General features: G+C 61.0%; 15 protein-coding genes. 3 read left to right on the top strand and 12 right to left on the bottom strand.

All coding sequences use genetic code 11. The features are described from left to right. Positions 1-203 precede the first annotated feature (203 nt). On the top strand, positions 204-1,229 hold the full coding sequence (gene tsaD / locus ACF8E5_RS06920; protein WP_058603029.1) for a tRNA (adenosine(37)-N6)-threonylcarbamoyltransferase complex transferase subunit TsaD: 1,026 nt from the start codon (positions 204-206) through the stop codon (positions 1,227-1,229). Positions 1,230-1,231: 2 nt separating this feature from the next. Here the strand turns inward: tsaD and plsY are convergent, their stop codons facing one another. Continuing rightward, positions 1,232-1,801, bottom strand: coding sequence for a glycerol-3-phosphate 1-O-acyltransferase PlsY (gene plsY / locus ACF8E5_RS06915; protein WP_058603030.1), 570 nt, complete (start codon positions 1,799-1,801; stop codon positions 1,232-1,234). 74 nt (positions 1,802-1,875) lie between these two features. Between plsY and folB the strand changes: the two genes are divergently transcribed. Both folB and folK read left to right on the top strand, forming a co-directional pair. Further along, positions 1,876-2,232, top strand: a complete 357-nt coding sequence (gene folB / locus ACF8E5_RS06910) for a dihydroneopterin aldolase (protein WP_027913621.1) — start codon at positions 1,876-1,878, stop codon at positions 2,230-2,232. After that, the gene (gene folK, locus ACF8E5_RS06905) at positions 2,223-2,732 is read left to right on the top strand and encodes a 2-amino-4-hydroxy-6-hydroxymethyldihydropteridine diphosphokinase (protein WP_058639612.1); all 510 of its coding nucleotides are present in this window, start codon (positions 2,223-2,225) and stop codon (positions 2,730-2,732) included. Before folB ends, folK begins: the two co-directional genes overlap by 10 nt. Positions 2,733-2,826: 94 nt before the next feature. Here the strand turns inward: folK and ACF8E5_RS06900 are convergent, their stop codons facing one another. From ACF8E5_RS06900 to ACF8E5_RS06850, 11 genes are all read right to left on the bottom strand, one after another. After that, entirely contained in the window at positions 2,827-3,933 is a 1,107-nt protein-coding gene (locus ACF8E5_RS06900) for a multifunctional CCA addition/repair protein (protein WP_078479219.1), read from the bottom strand. Between the two features lie 54 nt (positions 3,934-3,987). Beyond that, positions 3,988-5,556, bottom strand: a complete 1,569-nt coding sequence (locus ACF8E5_RS06895) for a SpoVR family protein (RefSeq protein WP_058639610.1) — start codon at positions 5,554-5,556, stop codon at positions 3,988-3,990. Beyond that, complete coding sequence (locus tag ACF8E5_RS06890; protein WP_058639609.1) at positions 5,553-6,824, bottom strand: YeaH/YhbH family protein; 1,272 nt, start codon at positions 6,822-6,824, stop codon at positions 5,553-5,555. Before ACF8E5_RS06890 ends, ACF8E5_RS06895 begins: the two co-directional genes overlap by 4 nt. Before the next feature lie 137 nt (positions 6,825-6,961). After that, a complete protein-coding gene (locus ACF8E5_RS06885) occupies positions 6,962-8,884 on the bottom strand; it encodes a PrkA family serine protein kinase (protein ID WP_058639617.1) in 1,923 nt (640 codons plus the stop codon). A gap of 282 nt (positions 8,885-9,166) precedes the next feature. After that, positions 9,167-9,496 carry a thiosulfate sulfurtransferase GlpE gene (gene glpE, locus ACF8E5_RS06880; RefSeq protein ID WP_058603036.1) on the bottom strand — a complete coding sequence of 110 codons (330 nt, stop codon included), beginning with the start codon at positions 9,494-9,496 and terminating at the stop codon, positions 9,167-9,169. After that, positions 9,493-10,377 carry a symmetrical bis(5'-nucleosyl)-tetraphosphatase gene (locus ACF8E5_RS06875; protein WP_145253931.1) on the bottom strand — a complete coding sequence of 295 codons (885 nt, stop codon included), beginning with the start codon at positions 10,375-10,377 and terminating at the stop codon, positions 9,493-9,495. Before ACF8E5_RS06875 ends, glpE begins: the two co-directional genes overlap by 4 nt. Continuing rightward, positions 10,377-10,757, bottom strand: a complete 381-nt coding sequence (gene apaG, locus ACF8E5_RS06870; RefSeq protein ID WP_058603038.1) for a Co2+/Mg2+ efflux protein ApaG — start codon at positions 10,755-10,757, stop codon at positions 10,377-10,379. The genes ACF8E5_RS06875 and apaG overlap by 1 nt, the downstream gene beginning before the upstream one ends. 166 nt (positions 10,758-10,923) lie before the next feature. Further along, positions 10,924-11,724 (bottom strand): 16S rRNA (adenine(1518)-N(6)/adenine(1519)-N(6))-dimethyltransferase RsmA, encoded by an 801-nt coding sequence (gene rsmA / locus ACF8E5_RS06865; protein ID WP_078479218.1) that lies wholly within the window; start codon positions 11,722-11,724, stop codon positions 10,924-10,926. Next, positions 11,721-12,710, bottom strand: a complete 990-nt coding sequence (gene pdxA, locus ACF8E5_RS06860; RefSeq protein WP_196127741.1) for a 4-hydroxythreonine-4-phosphate dehydrogenase PdxA — start codon at positions 12,708-12,710, stop codon at positions 11,721-11,723. Before pdxA ends, rsmA begins: the two co-directional genes overlap by 4 nt. After that, complete coding sequence (gene surA / locus ACF8E5_RS06855; protein WP_196127740.1) at positions 12,707-14,032, bottom strand: peptidylprolyl isomerase SurA; 1,326 nt, start codon at positions 14,030-14,032, stop codon at positions 12,707-12,709. The genes pdxA and surA overlap by 4 nt, the downstream gene beginning before the upstream one ends. Continuing rightward, entirely contained in the window at positions 14,007-16,814 is a 2,808-nt protein-coding gene (locus ACF8E5_RS06850; protein ID WP_078479216.1) for an LPS-assembly protein LptD, read from the bottom strand. The genes surA and ACF8E5_RS06850 overlap by 26 nt, the downstream gene beginning before the upstream one ends. Positions 16,815-16,816: the final 2 nt, after the last annotated feature.

Genomic DNA, 16,816 nt, shown 5'->3' with positions numbered 1-16,816 from the left:
CAGGGCTACCTTAATTCATTACCGGGGTAGACGCGCTCCTGGCAAAACAAAGGTGTGCTGGAGAACGTCGGTTTTCAAGGGTTGCGGATGTTAACCCTTAGCAAGCCGGAATGCAAAGCCTCTGATCGAAAACCGCTGGTCGGCACCTTGCACGGGGACTATCATGCGCGCCTTCGAATTCAGCCCCCACAAGGGACGAGCCCATGCTAGTACTGGGATTGGAAACATCCTGCGACGAAACCGGCGTCGCATTATACGACAGTGAACGGGGCCTGCTGGCCGATGCGCTGTTCAGTCAGATCGATCTGCACCGCGTGTTTGGCGGCGTGGTGCCCGAACTCGCGTCGCGCGACCACGTCAAGCGCATGCTGCCGCTGATTCGCCAAGTGCTGGACGAAGCGGGTTGCGTGGCTACCGAAATCGACGCCATCGCCTACACCGCAGGCCCCGGGCTGGTCGGCGCACTCCTGGTCGGTGCCTCCTGCGCCCAGGCCCTGGCCTTTGCCTGGGACATCCCGGCCATCGGTGTACACCACATGGAAGGTCACTTGCTGGCGCCCATGCTGGAAGAAAACCCGCCGGCGTTTCCGTTCGTCGCCTTGTTGGTTTCCGGCGGTCATACCCAGCTGGTGCGCGTCGATGGCATTGGTCAGTACGAATTGCTGGGCGAGAGCCTGGACGATGCGGCCGGCGAGGCGTTCGACAAGACCGCCAAGCTCATCGGCTTGAACTACCCTGGTGGGCCGGAAATTGCCCGGCTTGCCGAGCGCGGCACACCGGGGCGGTTCGTGTTTCCTCGGCCGATGACCGATCGGCCAGGCCTGGCAATGAGCTTCAGTGGCCTGAAAACCTTCGCCCTCAATACCTGGCAGCAGTGCCGGGAGGCTGGTGACGACAACGAACAAACCCGTTGCGACGTGTCCCTGGCGTTCCAGCAGGCGGTGGTGGAGACTTTGACCATCAAGTGCAAGCGGGCACTCAAGCAGACGGGCCTCAAGCGGTTGGTCATTGCCGGGGGGGTCAGCGCCAACAAGGCCCTGCGCGCTTCGCTGGAAGACATGCTCGGCAACCTCAAGGGCAATGTCTATTACGCCCGTCCGCAGTTCTGCACCGACAATGGGGCCATGATCGCCTATGCCGGCTGCCAGCGGCTGCTGGCGGGGCAGCAGCAAGACCTGGCGATCAGCGTGCAGGCGCGCTGGCCGATGGAGCAGTTGCCTCCCCTGTAGGGTCAGAAGTGCCGCTCGCGGCCTGCAAACAGGTCACGCAGGTTACTGCGATGGCGCCATACGATCAGGACGGTCAGTACCGTCATCGGCAGCAGGGCCTCGGGCTGGCGCCAGGCCAGCAATGGCAGGGTCAGCGGTGTAGCGATCAGCGCAGCCAGGGAGCTGGTACGGGTGAGGTACAGGGTCAGCACCCAGGCAACGATGGCCAGCAACGCGGCAGGCAAGTACAGGCCGACCAGCATGCCAGCCGCGGTCGCCACGCCCTTGCCACCGCGAAAGCGAAAGTACACGGGGAACAGGTGGCCCAGCACTGCACAGATACCGATCCAGGCCTGCGCGTGCAGGTCCAGCCCGGCAAGGCGGGCGAGCATTACCGGCAACAGCCCCTTGCACAGGTCGCCAAGCAGGGTCAGGATCGCCATCTTGCGCCCTGCCAGGCGCAGCATGTTGGTAGCGCCGGCATTGCCCGAACCACTGCAACGCGGGTCCGGGCTGCCCGCAAGGCGGCTCAGGACAATGGCGAAGGACAGCGAGCCGAGCAGGTAGGCGAGCAGCGCCAGTAACCAAAACATGCTAACTATTCCGGGCGAGGACGCCCTGATTCTAACGGCGCCAGTCGCCCTTGTCGTGCTGTGGAGAGAAGTGCTTGGACAGAGTGTTCATCGAAGGCCTGGAAGTCGATACCGTGATCGGTGCCTATGACTGGGAGCGGGATATTCGCCAGTGCCTGCGTCTTGACCTGAGCTTCGCCTGGGATAACAGGCCTGCGGCCGCAGGCGACGACCTCGCCCTGGCGCTCGATTACGCGAGCGTTTCGACGCGCATCCAGGGGTTTGCCGAGCAGGCACGCTTCGAGTTGGTCGAAACCTTCGCCGAGCGCTTGGTTGCCGTGTTGATGGACGAGTTCGGCATCCCCTGGGTGCGCTTGAAGCTCACCAAGCCGGGCGCAGTGCCGGCAGCGCGCGGTGGTGTTGGCGTGGAGATCGAGCGCGGATGTCTCTGAGCACGGTATACCTGGGCCTTGGCAGCAACGTCGATCGGCATACCCACCTGTGTGCCGGTCTCGATGCGCTGGCGGCCATTCTGACCGACATGCGTTGCTCGCCCGCGTTCGAAAGCCAGGCGGTGGGCATCAAGAGCGGGCCGTTCATCAATTTTGTGGTGACCGGACAGACGACGCTACCGTTGATCGAACTGGACCGGCGGCTGAAATTCATCGAGGCCGACAATGGCCGGTATGCCCCTGATCGACTCGGCCTGCCGCTGGATATCGACGTGCTGATGTATGACGACCTGCATGGCACTTTCGACGGGCTGGTGCTGCCCCGGGCTGAAATTCTGAAAAATGCCTTCGTGCTGTGGCCGTTGTCGCTACTGGCGCCTGATCTGGTGCACCCGGGTGTAGGCAAAACCATGGCGCAGGTGTGGCAAGAGTCGCAGATCGATCAGGTCCTGGCGCCCGTCGCCTTCGAGTGGCGCGGGTTGCAACTGACGCCTGCCTGAGGCTCATACCGTCGTACACAATGCCCAGCATGCCGGCCATCAGCTGCTGCTGGGGTTGTCGCGCAGGTCGAGCGCGAGCTGCGCGACATTGTAGCTAGCTGCCCTTGTAGGCATCGAGCGTCTGCAAGCGCTCATTTTTCAAGGCCTCACCCAGCGCCTGGCCGGTGAAACCAGCCTGAACCAGCGGCTTTACATCCACGGCCCGGGCAGCGGCCATAGCCCCTTGCAGGTAGTCTGCCTGCCGGTAGTCTGTCTGTCCGTTGCCCTGCGCGATCGCTCGACAGGCTGCTAGAAAGTCCTCGAAACGCTGCGGCCTGCGGTAAACGTCGAACGTTTGCAACAGATCCAACAGCGTCTGGGCAGGCAGCTCTAAGGCCTTGTTGGCCTGCTCCAGGCACTGGCTGGTCAGCATCGACAGATCCTGGCACTCCCGCGGGGTCTTCAGGCGCTGATTGAGCGCCTTGATCGACGCGGTTGGTAAAGGATGCAGCAGACAGGCCCAGCGTACGGGCAACGCAAGCTGATGCCGGGCTGCCTGTTCCAGTGCGACCAGGGTCTGGGGATGAGGCTCCAGTTCCGGCAGCAGCACGTGCAGGGCATTGCATGCTCGCAGGACTTCGAAGAACACCTTGGGGTGCGCCTCCATCAATGCCCGCTCGATTTCCTTCCAGGTGCGTTCTGCCGTTAACGCCAGCAGTTCACCCGAAGCGCTGATGTGCTGCATCAAGCCCAGCGTGTCGTCGGCCACTTTGAAGCCCAACGGCGCATAGCGCGCTGCAAAACGAGCGACGCGCAGCACACGCAGTGGATCTTCGGCAAACGCGGGCGAAACGTGGCGAAGCAGGCGCCGATCAAGGTCGGCCTTGCCCTGATAAGGGTCGTAGAGGGTGCCGTCCGCGTCCTCCGCCATCGCGTTAATGGTCAGGTCGCGGCGTATCAGGTCTTGCTCGAGCGTGACGTCCGGGCTTGCGTGAAAGGTGAACCCGCCGTAGCCCCTGCCGCTCTTTCGCTCGGTACGGGCCAACGCATATTCCTGGCCGGTCTTGGGATGCAGAAACACCGGAAAGTCTGCGCCAACCGGGCGGAACCCTTTGGCAAGCATGTCTTCAACCGTGGCGCCTACCACGAGCCAGTCGATATCGGTGACCGGGCGGCCGAGTAGGCGGTCGCGTACTGCGCCCCCCACTTTGTAAATGTGCATAAGTAACTCCCCCTGATTGCCGACAGCATAACCTGCCGACCGCCAGGGGGCGCATCACAGGTGGTGAATGACCGCCATGTCCAGGCGCCCGTAGTCAGAACCTTCGCCGTGCTCGCCACGAGGGGGCATGTGATGGGTTTTCATCACCTGGTCGCCTTGCACGGTTTCCAGGTGAATATCGAACCCCCACAACCGATGCAGGTGCTTGAGTACCTCTTCGGTCGAATCCCCCAAGGGCTTGCGGTTGTGTTGCTGGTGCCGAAGCGTCAGCGACCGATCTCCGCGACGATCGACGCTCCATATCTGAACGTTCGGCTCGCGATTGCCGAGGTTATATTGGGCGGCCAATTGTTCGCGGATGGTGCGATAGCCTGCATCGTCGTGGATGGCAGGCACGTACAGTTCGTCCCGCTGGTCATCGTCCAGGATGCTGAACAGTTTCAGATCACGCATCACCTTGGGCGATAAGTATTGAAGGATGAAGCTTTCGTCCTTGAAGCTGCTCATGGCGAACTTGAGGGTTGAAAGCCAATCGCTGCCGGCAATGTCCGGAAACCAGTGGCGATCTTCCTCGGTGGGTGCCTCACACATGCGCCGAATGTCGGTATACATGGCAAAGCCCAACGCGTAAGGGTTGATGCCGTTGTAATAGGGGCTATCGAAACCAGGCTGGAAGACCACGCTGGTATGGGACTGAAGGAACTCCATCATGAAGCCTTCGGTGATCAGCCCCTCGTCATACAGATCGTTCATCAGCGTGTAGTGCCAGAAGGTCGCCCAGCCTTCGTTCATCACCTGTGTCTGGCGCTGTGGATAGAAATACTGGGCGATCTTGCGCACGATCCGCACCACCTCGCGCTGCCAGGGTTCGAGTAGCGGTGCGTTCTTCTCGATGAAGTAGAGGATGTTTTCCTGAGGTTCGGCGGGGAAGCGCACGTCGTCCCGTTCACTGGTCTTGTCGGCACTTTTGGGAATGGTGCGCCACAGGTCGTTGATCTGCCGTTGGAGGTGTTCCTCCCGATCCTTCTGCCGGCGACGCTCTTCTTCGGCAGAAATGGGATAGGGGCGCTTGTAGCGGTCCACCCCGTAATTCATCAGGGCGTGGCAAGAGTCGATGAGGTCTTCCACCGCATCGATCCCGTGACGCTCCTCGCACTGGGCGATGTACTGCTTGGCAAAGACCAGGTAATCGATGATCGAGCTGGCATCGGTCCAGGTGCGGAACAGATAGTTGCCCTTGAAGAAACTGTTGTGCCCATAGCACGCATGAGCGATCACTAGGGCCTGCATGCACATGGTGTTCTCTTCCATGAGATAGGCGATGCAGGGGTCGGAGTTGATGACGATTTCGTAAGCAAGCCCCATTTGCCCGCGGCTGTAGGATTTCTCGGTACTGAGGAATTGCTTGCCGTAGGACCAGTGGTGATAACCCAGCGGCATGCCGACCGAAGCGTAGGCGTCCATCATCTGCTCGGCGGTGATTACCTCGATCTGATTGGGGTAGGTGTCCAAGGCGTAACGTTCGGCCAGGCGGCCGATTTCCCGGTCATAGGTTCGGATCAGGTCGAACGTCCACTCTGAGCCGGTGGAGATGGGCTGGCGTCTCTGTGCTCTGGCGGTCATGTGGCTAACCTGCGCTGGAAGAGTTCACGGAAGACCGGGTAGATATCGCCGGCCGATACCAATTGCTGTTGCGCGAACGTATCGGGGAAGGCATCGCCGATACGTTCGTACTCGTACCAGAGCGCCTGATGTTCACGTGGGGTGATTTCCACGTAAGTGTAGTACTGAACGTGCGGCATGATCTGCCGGGTGAGGATGTCGCGGCAGATCGGTGAGTCGTCGTTCCAGTTATCGCCATCCGACGCCTGGGCCGCGTAGATGTTCCAGTCACTTGCTGGGTAGCGTTCGGCCATGATTTCCTGCATCAGCTTCAAGGCACTGGAGACGATGGTGCCGCCGGTTTCGCGACTGTAGAAGAACTCTTCTTCATCCACCTCGCGCGCGCTGGTGTGGTGCCGTATGAACACGACTTCGATCCGGTCGTAGTTACGCTTGAGGAACAGATACAGCAGGATGAAGAAGCGCTTGGCGATATCCTTGGTGGCCTGGGTCATCGAGCCCGAAACGTCCATCAGGCAGAACATGACAGCCTTGGAGCTGGGGTTCGGTTGCTTCACCAGCAGGTTGTATTTGAGGTCGAAGGTGTCGAGGAAGGGCAGCCGATTGATACGCGCCTTCAACCGCTCGATCTCCTGCTCGGTTTCCTGGATGTCCGTAAAGTTGTCAGGCTCCTCGACGCGCAGGCGGGCAAGCTCCTTCTGGGCTTCGCGAAGCAGGGCGCGGCTGCTGCCGGTCAATGCGATGCGCCGAGCATGGGCCGAGCGCAGTGTGCGTACGATATTGATACGTGACGGGTTGCCCTCGCTTGCGATACCGGCGCGCACGTTCTTGAACGTGTCTGCACCCGTCAGGTGACGCTTGACCAGGTTGGGCAACTCCAGGTCCTCGAACATGAACTCCAGGAACTCCTCCTGGGTGATCTGGAAAACGAAGTCGTCCATGCCGTCACCGGCATTGCCGGCCTTGCCACGGCCACTGCCGCCGCCACCACCCTGCGGACGGGGGATATGCTCACCTGCGGTGAATTCCTTGTTGCCCGGGTGTACGACGGTCTGCTTGCCGCCACGGCCATGGTGCAGCACTGGCTCGTCGATATCACGGCCTGGGATGCTGATCTGCTCACCGTGCTCCATGTCCGTGATGGAGCGGCGACTAACCGCTTCTTCCACGGCCTTTTTGATGTGATCACGGTACCGGCGCAAAAAGCGCTGGCGGTTGACCGTGCTCTTGTTCTTGCCATTCAGGCGTCGGTCGATAACGTAGCTCATGGTTCCTCCTGCGGGGAGCAGCTGCAAGCCATAAGCTTCAAGCTGCAAGAAAGAGCAGCCGCCGCAGCTGCGGGCACTGGCGCCGAGGGGTGCACGGCGCCGGCCAGCGTGAAGCCTGCGGCTTGTCGCTTGCCGCTTTATTGCGATTTCCTGACCCGCAGGTACCATTCCGACAGCAGACGTACCTGCTTGTCGGTGTAGCCACGCTCCACCATGCGCGTGACGAAGTCGTTGTGTTTCTGTTGATCCTCCTTGCTGGCCTTGGCGTTGAAGCTGATGACAGGCAGCAAGTCTTCGGTGTTGGAGAACATTTTCTTCTCGATCACAACCCGCAGCTTCTCGTAGCTGAGCCAGCTTGGGTTCTTGCCGTTGTTGTTGGCCCGGGCGCGCAGCACGAAGTTGACGATCTCGTTGCGGAAGTCTTTGGGGTTGCTGATACCCGCCGGTTTCTCGATCTTCTCCAGCTCTTCGTTCAGGGCGATGCGGTTGAGAATCTCGCCAGTTTCCGGATCGCGGTACTCCTGATCCTGGATCCAGAAGTCGGCGTACAGCACATAACGGTCGAAGATGTTCTGGCCGTACTCGCTGTAGGACTCCAAGTAAGCTGTCTGGATTTCTTTGCCGATGAACTCGATGTACCGGGGGGCCAGGTATTCCTTCAGGTAGCGCAGGTAGCGTTCGCGCACCTCGGCCGGGAATTGTTCCTGTTCGATCTGCTGCTCGAGCACATACAGCAGGTGCACCGGGTTGGCCGCCACTTCGTGAGGGTCGAAGTTGAACACCTTGGACAGGATCTTGAAGGCGAAGCGGGTCGACAGGCCGTTCATACCTTCATCGACGCCTGCCGAGTCGCGGTATTCCTGGATGGACTTGGCCTTGGGGTCGGTGTCTTTGAGGTTTTCGCCGTCGTACACCCGCATCTTCGAATAGATGTTGGAGTTGTCAGGCTCCTTGAGGCGCGAGAGGACGGTGAACTGGGCCAGCATTTTCAGCGTGTCCGGGGCGCAATGGGCCTTGGACAGCGAGCTGTTGATCAGCAGCTTGTCGTAGATGCGGATCTCGTCGCTGACCCGCAGGCAGTAAGGCACCTTCACGATGTAGATACGGTCAATGAAAGCTTCGTTGTTCTTGTTGTTGCGGAAGGTGTGCCATTCGGACTCGTTGGAGTGCGCCAGCAGGATCCCGGAGTAGGGAATAGCGCCCAGGCCTTCGGTGCTGTTGTAGTTGCCTTCCTGGGTGGCCGTCAGCAGGGGGTGAAGCACCTTGATGGGCGCCTTGAACATCTCGACGAATTCCATCAAGCCCTGGTTGGCTCGGCAAAGCGCGCCTGAATAACTGTAGGCGTCGGCGTCGTTCTGCGGGAATTCTTCAAGCTTGCGGATATCCACCTTGCCCACGAGTGCAGAGATGTCTTGGTTGTTCTCGTCGCCAGGCTCGGTCTTGGCGATGGCAATCTGGTTGAGGATGGAGGGGTAGAGCTTGACCACCTTGAACTTGCTGATATCGCCGCCGAATTCCTGCAAGCGCTTGGTGGCCCACGGCGACATGATGGTGTTCAGGTAGCGCCGCGGGATGCCGTACTCTTCCTCGAGAATGGCCCCGTCTTCGGTGGCGTTGAACAACCCCAGCGGCGACTCGAAGACCGGCGACCCCTTGATGGCGTAGAAGGGCACCCGCTCCATGAGTTGCTTGAGCTTTTCGGCCAGGGAGGATTTACCGCCACCCACCGGGCCAAGCAGGTAAAGAATCTGTTTCTTCTCTTCCAGGCCTTGGGCGGCATGGCGGAAGTACGACACGATCTGGTCGATGCACTCTTCCATGCCATGGAAGTCGGCAAAGGCCGGATAGCGCCGGATCATCTTGTTGGAAAAGATGCGCGACAGCCTAGAGTTGGTAGAGGTGTCGATCAGCTCTGGCTCACCGATGGCCATCAACAGGCGCTCGGATGCCGATGCGTAGGCGCTACGATCCTCCTTGCACAGTTCCAGGTACTCCTGCAGCGAGAGTTCTTCTTGGCGCGTGGACTCGAAGCGTTGTTGGAAGTGGCTAAAAATACTCATGACGTCACCTCGCTCGATACGTTGAGACGACGCCGGATCAGTCAGCTGATGCTGGTATGCAAGCGGCATTGCCGGTTGCCATATACCCCCCAAACACCCTATAGCGCTACCGATGACCCGCACGCCGGTGTACCGGCTCTCCCCTTTTTCCGGATGGCCTGCGCTTAAGGATAGTTGGTAATCGGCAAGGTCAAGGGCACGGGTGACGGAAGTTGCTAGCGACCGTTCGTCAGAACGGTCTCCAGCCCGCGCATGGCGCGGGCTGCAGTGACAATGAAAAATTTATTCTTCAATGCCTTGGGCGGTTTCGGCAGGATAGGTCGAGCGCCATAGCTCGAAGCCACCATCGACACTGTACACGTCGGAAAAGCCTTGTCCTACCAGGTAGGCAGCTGCGCTTTGGCTCGAATTGCCGTGGTAGCAGACGACCAGCGTCGGTGCGTCCAGGTCGGCATTGCGAATGAAGTCGGCGACCGAGTGGTTGTCCAGGTGGCGGGCACCAGTGATGTGACCTGCTGCGTAGGCCTGCGGGTCACGAATGTCGACCACGACGGCACCTTGCGCACGCAGGGCCAGGGCCTGTTCGGGAGGGATGCGCTTGAATTCGCTCATGGAGTTGGCTCTGTTCCGGGTTGATCGTTGAAGGTTGGAATTGGCGCCGCAGGGCGCAGGGTGCCGTCATCGGCACAATCGCAATGGTGGTACTGGCCGTCATCGACGTTGTACAGGGTCATGGACCCACCCCATACGCAGCCTGTGTCCAGCGCAATGACTCCGGGTTCCTCGACCTGGCCCTGCAAGGCGGCCCAGTGCCCGAAGATGATCTTCACGTGACGCGAACGCCGACCTTTGTGGGCGAACCAGGGCTTGTACCCTTTGGGGGCGCTGTCCAGCCCTTCCTTGCTCTTGAATTCAAGTTTGCCTTCTGCGGTGCAGAAGCGCATGCGCGTCAGGTAATTGGTAATGACCCTGAGGCGTTCGACACCCGCCAGACGCTTGCTCCACTTGGCGGGCTCGTTGCCGTACATACCGTCCAGATACAGCGGCAGACGGCTGTCATCGCGCAGTACTTCTTCGACTTCGGCAGCCAGCTCCAGGGCTTTGCCCAGTGTCCATTGCGGGGGAATGCCCGCGTGTACCAAGGCGATGCCGCGCGGTTCATCGTAATGCAGCAGCTTTTGCTGGCGCAGCCAGTCGAGCAGCTGGTCGGCGTCAGGGGCCTCGATGATTTCGCGCAACGTGTCGCTCTTCTTGAGACGTTCGACGTTGCGCCAGGCCGCAAGCAGGTGCAGGTCATGGTTGCCCAGCACGCAGGTGAGCGACTGGCGAATCGAATACAAATAGCGCAGCGTCTCGAGCGACTCGGGGCCACGGTTCACCAGGTCGCCGACCAGCCACAACTTGTCCACAGCCGGGTCGAAGCGCACACGTTCAAGCAGGCATTTGAGCGGCTGCAGGCATCCTTGCAAGTCACCGACGGCGTACGTGGCCATCAGTGCAGCGCCCCAGGTACTGCCAGGCGGAACGGCGCGATCTGTGCGTCGAAGCGCTTGCCGTCCTCGGCAAACATTTCGTAGCTGCCCTGCATGGTTCCAACGCGGGTGGTGATGACGGCGCCGCTGCTGTAGGTATGGCTCTGGCCTGGCTCAATCGTAGGTTGTTGACCGACCACGCCAGAGCCTTGCACCTCTTCGACCTCGCCATCACCGTTGGTGATCAGCCAGTGCCGGGACAGCAGCCTGGCCTTGAGCGAGCCATTGTTATGGATCGTGATGGTGTAGGCGAAAGCGAAACGGCTGCTTTCAGGGTCGGATTGCTCTTTGAGGTAACGGGTCACGACGCTGACGTCGATCTGATAGCGAGGGTCGGTCATGCAAGGGCCTTGGGGAACTGACGCAATGATGCAGTCTAGGCCATAGGGAGGGGCGAGGGCCAGCGGCGCGATGGCAGGCTGGCCCGGCAAGCAAGCCCCAAGCATCGGGGCGGCGATCAGCTTGCAAGTGCTGACTGCGGTCAGCGGGGCAGGGGCTGGGGGTCGGTCAGGCCGGTTGATCAGCCAACTGGTCGGCCAGGCGCACGAAAGCCGCCAGATCCAGCTGCTCGGGGCGCAGGCTACCATCCACGCCAGCGGCCTCGATGGCGGCGCTGTCGAGCAAGCCTTTGAGGGTATTACGCAACGTCTTGCGACGCTGGTTGAACGCATCGCGAACCACCCGCTCAAGCAACTGCGGATCCTTAGCCGGGTGGGGCAGCACGTCGTGCGGCACCAGCCGGACGATGGCTGAGTCCACTTTCGGCGGCGGGTTGAAGGCGCCGGGGCCTACGTTGAACAAGTGTTCGACGCGGCAGTGATACTGGACCATGATCGACAGCCGACCCCAATCACCGCCCCCAGGCCCTGCGGCCATACGCTCGACCACTTCCTTCTGCAGCATGAAGTGCATGTCCCGGATGAGGCCGGCGTGGCTGAGCAGGTGGAAGATCAAAGGTGTAGAGATGTTGTAGGGCAGGTTGCCCACCACCTTGAGGCTACGTGCCGGTACGCCGAGCTGGTTGAAGTCGAACTTCAGGGCGTCACCTTGGTGCAGGCGGAAATTGCCATTGCCTGCAAACTTGTGTTGCAGGATCGGCACCAGGTCCTTGTCCAGCTCCACCACATCCAGTTGCGCGCCGCTGCTCAGCAAGCCTTCGGTCAATGCGCCCTGGCCCGGGCCGATTTCAAGCAGGTGTTCGCCTGGCTTGGCATTGATGGCGCGCAGGATGCGGTCGATGATGCCTGCATCGTGCAGGAAGTTCTGCCCGAAACGCTTGCGCGCCCGGTGTTGGTATTGCTCGTTCATGGTCGGTTCTCGGCCATCTGGTAGGCGGTGTCCAGGGCAACGCGCAGGCTGCCGGTATCGACTTTGCCGGTGCCGGCCAGGTCCAAGGCCGTGCCATGATCAACCGAGGTACGAATGATCGGCAGGCCCAGCGTGACATTGACCGCAGCGCCGAAGCCCTTGTACTTGAGTACGGGAAGCCCTTGGTCGTGGTACATCGCCAGCACCGCGTCGCAGTGCTCCAGATATTTGGGGGTAAACAGGGTATCGGCCGGCAGTGGCCCGCGCAGGTCCATGCCTTCGGCACGCAGGCGGGCCAGGGTAGGCTCGATGATGTCGATTTCCTCGCGGCCCAGGTGGCCACCTTCTCCCGCATGGGGGTTCAGGCCGCATACCAGGATGCGAGGGTTGGCGATGCCGAATTTGTCGCGCATGTCGGCATGCAGAATGCGTGTCACGCGCTCGATGCGCTCGGCAGTAATGGCCTCGGCGATGTCACGCAGGGGCAGGTGGGTGGTGACCAAGGCGACGCGCAGGCCATGGGTGGCGAGCATCATCACCACTTGGGCGGTATGGGTCAGCTCAGCGAGAAACTCGGTATGCCCCGAAAAAGGAATACCGCTTTCGTTGATAACGCCCTTGTGCACGGGCGCTGTGATCATGCCGTCGAAATCGCCGTCCAGGCAGCCTTGTCCGGCACGGGTCAAGGTCTGCAGCACGAACGGCGCATTGGCCTTGTCCAGCTGACCGGCGACCACTGAGGCAGACAGCGGCGTGTCCCACACATACAGGCTGCCAGCGGGTGCCGGTTGACTCGGCCATTGACCTGGCATGACAGGCAGCAAGGTGATGTCCAGCCCCAGCTGGGTGGCCCGCTCGGCGAGCAGGTCACGGTTGGAGATGGCAATCAGGGGGTGGGGCTGAGCGTCGGCAGCGAGCAGCAGGCATAGGTCAGGACCTATCCCCGCTGGCTCGCCGGGTGTGACGGCGAAGCGCAGGGGCTTCACTGAGCGGCCTGGTCAGCGCCAGGCAGCTTGATTTCAACGTAGGCTTCGTCGCGAATCTGGCGCAGCCAGGTTTGCAGCTCTTCGTCGTACTTGCGGTTGCGCAGCACGCTCAGGGCTTGCTGTTCACGGGCCTGTTCTGTGCTGTCAGTGGCGCGGCGGCCCATCACTTCCATCACATGCCAGCCATATTGGGTCTTGAACGGCTTGGTCACCACGCCTTGCTGTGCGTTGGCCATCTGCTCGCGGAACTCCGGCACCAGGGTGTTCGGGTCTACCCAGTTGAGGTCGCCGCCGTTGAGCGCCGAGCCCGGATCTTCCGAGAAGCTCTTGGCCAGGGTGGCAAAGTCTTCACCATTTTCGATGCGCTCGTAGATCTTTTCAGCCAGTTGCTGGGTGGCGGCTTCGCTGCGCACTTCACTTGGCTTGATCAGGATGTGGCGTACGTGCACCTCGTCGCGCAGCACGTTCTCGCTGCCACCACGCTTCTCCTCGAGTTTGAGGATGATGAAGCCGTTGGGGATGCGAATGGGCTGGGTGATCTCACCCACCGGCATGCTGCTCAGCATCTTGGCAAAGTCTGGGGGCAGTTGACCGGCTTTGCGCCAGCCCATCTCGCCGCCCTCGAGCGCGTTCTCGCTGGCCGAGTTGGCGATTGCCATCTGACCGAAGTCCGCGCCTTGCTTGAGCTGCTGGTAGACATCGCCCACTTTGCGCGCAGCCTTCTGGATGTCGCTGGAGTTGGCCGCTTCCGGCGTTGGGATCAGGATGTTGGCCAGACGGTATTCTTCGGACATCTGCATCTTGCCCATGTCCGAATTAAGGAAGTTCTTAACTTCCTGCTCCGACACCTGGATGCGCTCTGCCACCCGGCGTTGGCGCACGCGGCTGATGATCATCTCGCGCTTGACCTGCTCGCGAGCATCGTCGAACGACAGGCCGTCATGGGCCAGCGCCGCGCGGAACTGGTCGATGGACATGCCGTTGCGCTGGGCAATGGTGCCGATCGCCTGGTTCAGCTCCTCATCAGTGATGCGGATGCCCGAGCGCTCGCCGATCTGCAACTGCAGGTTTTCGACGATCAGGCGTTCCAGCACCTGCTGCTGCAGGGCGCCGCTTGGCGGCACGCTGCCGCCGCGCTTGGCGATGGTCTGCTGAACTTCACGCACGCGCTGGTCCAATTGGCTTTGCATGACCACGTCGTTGTCGACGATGGCCACCACCCGGTCAAGCGGTTGCACCGCGGCATGCACCGCGCCACTCAGCAAAGCGACGCCCAGCAGCACTGGGCGCAGTCGATCAATAAGCTTGTTCTTCACGTTCACGGTAACCTTGAATGCCTTGGCCGAGGAAGGATTCGACCTTGTTGCCAACGACGCCGCCGAGGCCCTTGAGAACGACCTGTAGGAATACGCCATGGTCGCCTTTTTCGTTCTGCGGCAGTGCCTGGCTGTAGTCGTCGAAGTCGAGCCAGTAACGGTTGATCAAGCGCAGCTTCCAGCAGCAGTTGTCGTACTCGAAACCGCCCATGGCTTCCAGGGTGCGGTTGCGGTTGTAGTCATGCTGCCAGCGAGCGATGACGCTCCACTGCGGGACGATCGGCCAGATGACCGAGAAGTCGTGCTGCTGGATCTTGTAGTAGTCCTTGATGTAGTTCGGGCTACCTGGGGTGCCGTAGTCGCCACCGTCCACTTTCCAGCGACCCGTGCTGGAATCGAAGGCGACCGTATCGTTCCGGTAGCGATAGCCCAGGTTGACGATCTTGTTCGGATTGGCCTCAGGCTGGTAGTGGAACATGGCGCTGGCCGAGCGAGTGCTGTGGCTGTCCTGGTCCCAGTTGAAATCCGAATTGAAGCGCCAATCGCGGTTGAAGTAGTAGTTGTACACCAGCGCGTAAGGCGAAGTGTCGGACTGGGCATAGCTGCGGTTCTTGTAATCGATACCCGGCAGCTGAACCTTGCGGTCCTTGAAGTAGTACGCTTGGCCGATGCTGAAGTTCTGACGCTCGAAGCCGTCGTCTTCGATCCAGCGAGTGGTGACACCCAGCGAGAGCTTGTTCTCGTCGCCAATGCGGTCCGAACCGCTGAAACGGTTGTCGCGGAACAGCGAGTCGTAGCTGAACAGGGTTTCGCTGGTATCGAACAGCGGAATGTCTTTCTGATCCTTGTAGGGGACATAGAGGTAGAACAGGCGCGGCTCGAGTGTTTGCTTGTAGTTCGTACCGAACAGTGAAGTGTTGCGATCGAAATACAGGCCGCTGTCTACGCTGAAGATCGGGACGTCGCGGCTTTGGCTGCTCTTGAAGTCACCTTCGAGCGCAATGCGGCTCGGGTCTTCGATAAGGTTGCGTTTGCCTTCGCTGTCTAGATCCAAGTCGTACTTGGTGTATGCATACTTGAGCTTGGGGGTGAGGTAACCGTAGCTGGCCGTCATCGGCAGGCTGATGGACGGTGCCACGTTCAAGCGCGTGCCGTTGGCGCGCGCTACGCCAAAGATATTCTGATCCAGACGGCGGCCAGGGAACCCTGCAGACAGATCTGGGTTGCCATCCTTGTCGCGGACGAAGTCGCTCTTAAGGTCACGATCGAAACGTACCGCTTCGGTTTCGTAGCCCATGGTCAAGCCGCCCGGTTGGTACGGCAGCACACCGTTGAGGGTGATCTGCGGCAGACGGTCGTAAGGCGTGATCTGCGAGATGGTCGCCGCCTCGTAGGCATGCACGTTCAACCGCGCGGTGTAGCTGTCGCCGCGGTAGGTCAGGGCACCCTGCTGGTCGAGGAAGTCCTTGTTCTCGACGCCAATCTGGTCCGACTCCAGGTCCTGGAAGTAGAACGGGTCGCTGATGTCGGTGTAGTTCACCTCGGTCATCAGGCGCTCGTTCAGGCCACCCTTGTGCTGCCAGTTGACCATGTAGCGCTGGTCTTTGTAGTCGGTCTGGTCCTTGCGCTCGTCGCTCTTGTCGTTGAGGTAGGCGCCGCCGAACTGGCCTTCGCTCGAAGGCGTCAGGTAGCGGAACTCGCCTTCCATCAACAGGCCACGCTTGGTCATGTAGCGCGGGTACAAGGTGGCGTCGTAGTTGGGCGCCAGGTTGAAGTAGTACGGGGTCACCAGCATGAAGCCGGTGTCGCTGCTGGTGCTGAACGACGGCGGCAGGAAGCCGGACTGGCGGCGGTCGTCGATCGGGAAGTAGATGTACGGTGTGTAGAACACCGGGAAATCCTTGACCCGCAGCGTGACGTTTGTGGCGGTGCCGAACCCGGTGGCCGGGTTGAGGGTGATGTTGTTGCCCTTGAGCTGCCAGGCGTTGCTGCCCGGTTCGCAGGTGGTGTACGTACCGTCCTTGAGGCGGATGATGGCGTTCTCACCGCGCTTGGCGTACAGGGCACTGCCGCGAATGTGCGACTTGTGCATCACGTATTCGGCGTTGTCGACCTGGGCTTCGCCGGTGTCGAGCTGGATCTGCGCCTGGTCACCGACGACCAGCGAGCCGTTGTCGCGGATCTTGACGTTGCCCTTGAGCTCGCCACGGTTCTCGGCCTGGTACAGGTTGGCCTCGTCGGCCTGGGCCTGCATGCTGCCCTGGCGCATGACCACGTCACCGGCCAGAGTCGCAATCTGCTGCTCCTGCTGGTACTTGGATACCTTGGCATTGATGTAGGTCGGCGACTCGTCCTTGGGCGTGGTGTCAGCCATGCCGGGGCGTAGCGGCTCGACATAGGCACCGCCGCAGTACGGGCCGGTTTCGGCCAGTTGCGCGGCGGTCAGCTTGTCACGCGGGACCCAGTCCAGGTGGCTGTAGTCCTCGCTGCGCGACTTCAGCCCACGGCCCTTGGCCTCGGTGACCAGCACCGGCCGGTCGGCCTCGGCTTCGCCGGCCGCTTCGGTGCCGGTACCGCCAGCAGCGGCGGCACCCTCGTGCACCGGGCGCGGTGGCAGGTTGGTGACGGCGGTTTTGGGCTTGCAGTCCCAACCACCGGAGGCGGACACTTGGCAGTCGAATTGTTCGGCTGCCAAGACGTGCGACATGGCCAGAGGTTGCAGGGCCAGCAGACTGCCGGTGACGAGCAACGGAAACTTTCTACGAAACGCGGGGGATTTCAATGCCATCT

Source organism: Pseudomonas sp. WSY_20 (genome assembly GCF_043104335.1).
Lineage (GTDB): Bacteria > Pseudomonadota > Gammaproteobacteria > Pseudomonadales > Pseudomonadaceae > Aquipseudomonas > Aquipseudomonas parafulva_B.
Note: the sequence above shows the minus strand (reverse complement) of the source record. Positions and strands in the feature narration are given on the sequence as shown.

What these genes read in the sequence shown, in the direction of transcription:
- ACF8E5_RS06875 (WP_145253931.1), bottom strand. Translation starts at nt 10,377, where the DNA reads ATGGCCACGTACGCCGTCGGTGACTTGCAAGGATGCCTGCAGCCGCTC.
- ACF8E5_RS06850 (WP_078479216.1), bottom strand. Translation starts at nt 16,814, where the DNA reads ATGGCATTGAAATCCCCCGCGTTTCGTAGAAAGTTTCCGTTGCTCGTC.
- ACF8E5_RS06900 (WP_078479219.1), bottom strand. Translation starts at nt 3,933, where the DNA reads ATGCACATTTACAAAGTGGGGGGCGCAGTACGCGACCGCCTACTCGGC.
- ACF8E5_RS06890 (WP_058639609.1), bottom strand. Translation starts at nt 6,824, where the DNA reads ATGAGCTACGTTATCGACCGACGCCTGAATGGCAAGAACAAGAGCACG.
- folK (WP_058639612.1), top strand. Translation starts at nt 2,223, where the DNA reads ATGTCTCTGAGCACGGTATACCTGGGCCTTGGCAGCAACGTCGATCGG.
- glpE (WP_058603036.1), bottom strand. Translation starts at nt 9,496, where the DNA reads ATGAGCGAATTCAAGCGCATCCCTCCCGAACAGGCCCTGGCCCTGCGT.
- apaG (WP_058603038.1), bottom strand. Translation starts at nt 10,757, where the DNA reads ATGACCGACCCTCGCTATCAGATCGACGTCAGCGTCGTGACCCGTTAC.
- plsY (WP_058603030.1), bottom strand. Translation starts at nt 1,801, where the DNA reads ATGTTTTGGTTACTGGCGCTGCTCGCCTACCTGCTCGGCTCGCTGTCC.
- ACF8E5_RS06885 (WP_058639617.1), bottom strand. Translation starts at nt 8,884, where the DNA reads ATGAGTATTTTTAGCCACTTCCAACAACGCTTCGAGTCCACGCGCCAA.
- tsaD (WP_058603029.1), top strand. Translation starts at nt 204, where the DNA reads ATGCTAGTACTGGGATTGGAAACATCCTGCGACGAAACCGGCGTCGCA.
- ACF8E5_RS06895 (WP_058639610.1), bottom strand. Translation starts at nt 5,556, where the DNA reads ATGACCGCCAGAGCACAGAGACGCCAGCCCATCTCCACCGGCTCAGAG.
- rsmA (WP_078479218.1), bottom strand. Translation starts at nt 11,724, where the DNA reads ATGAACGAGCAATACCAACACCGGGCGCGCAAGCGTTTCGGGCAGAAC.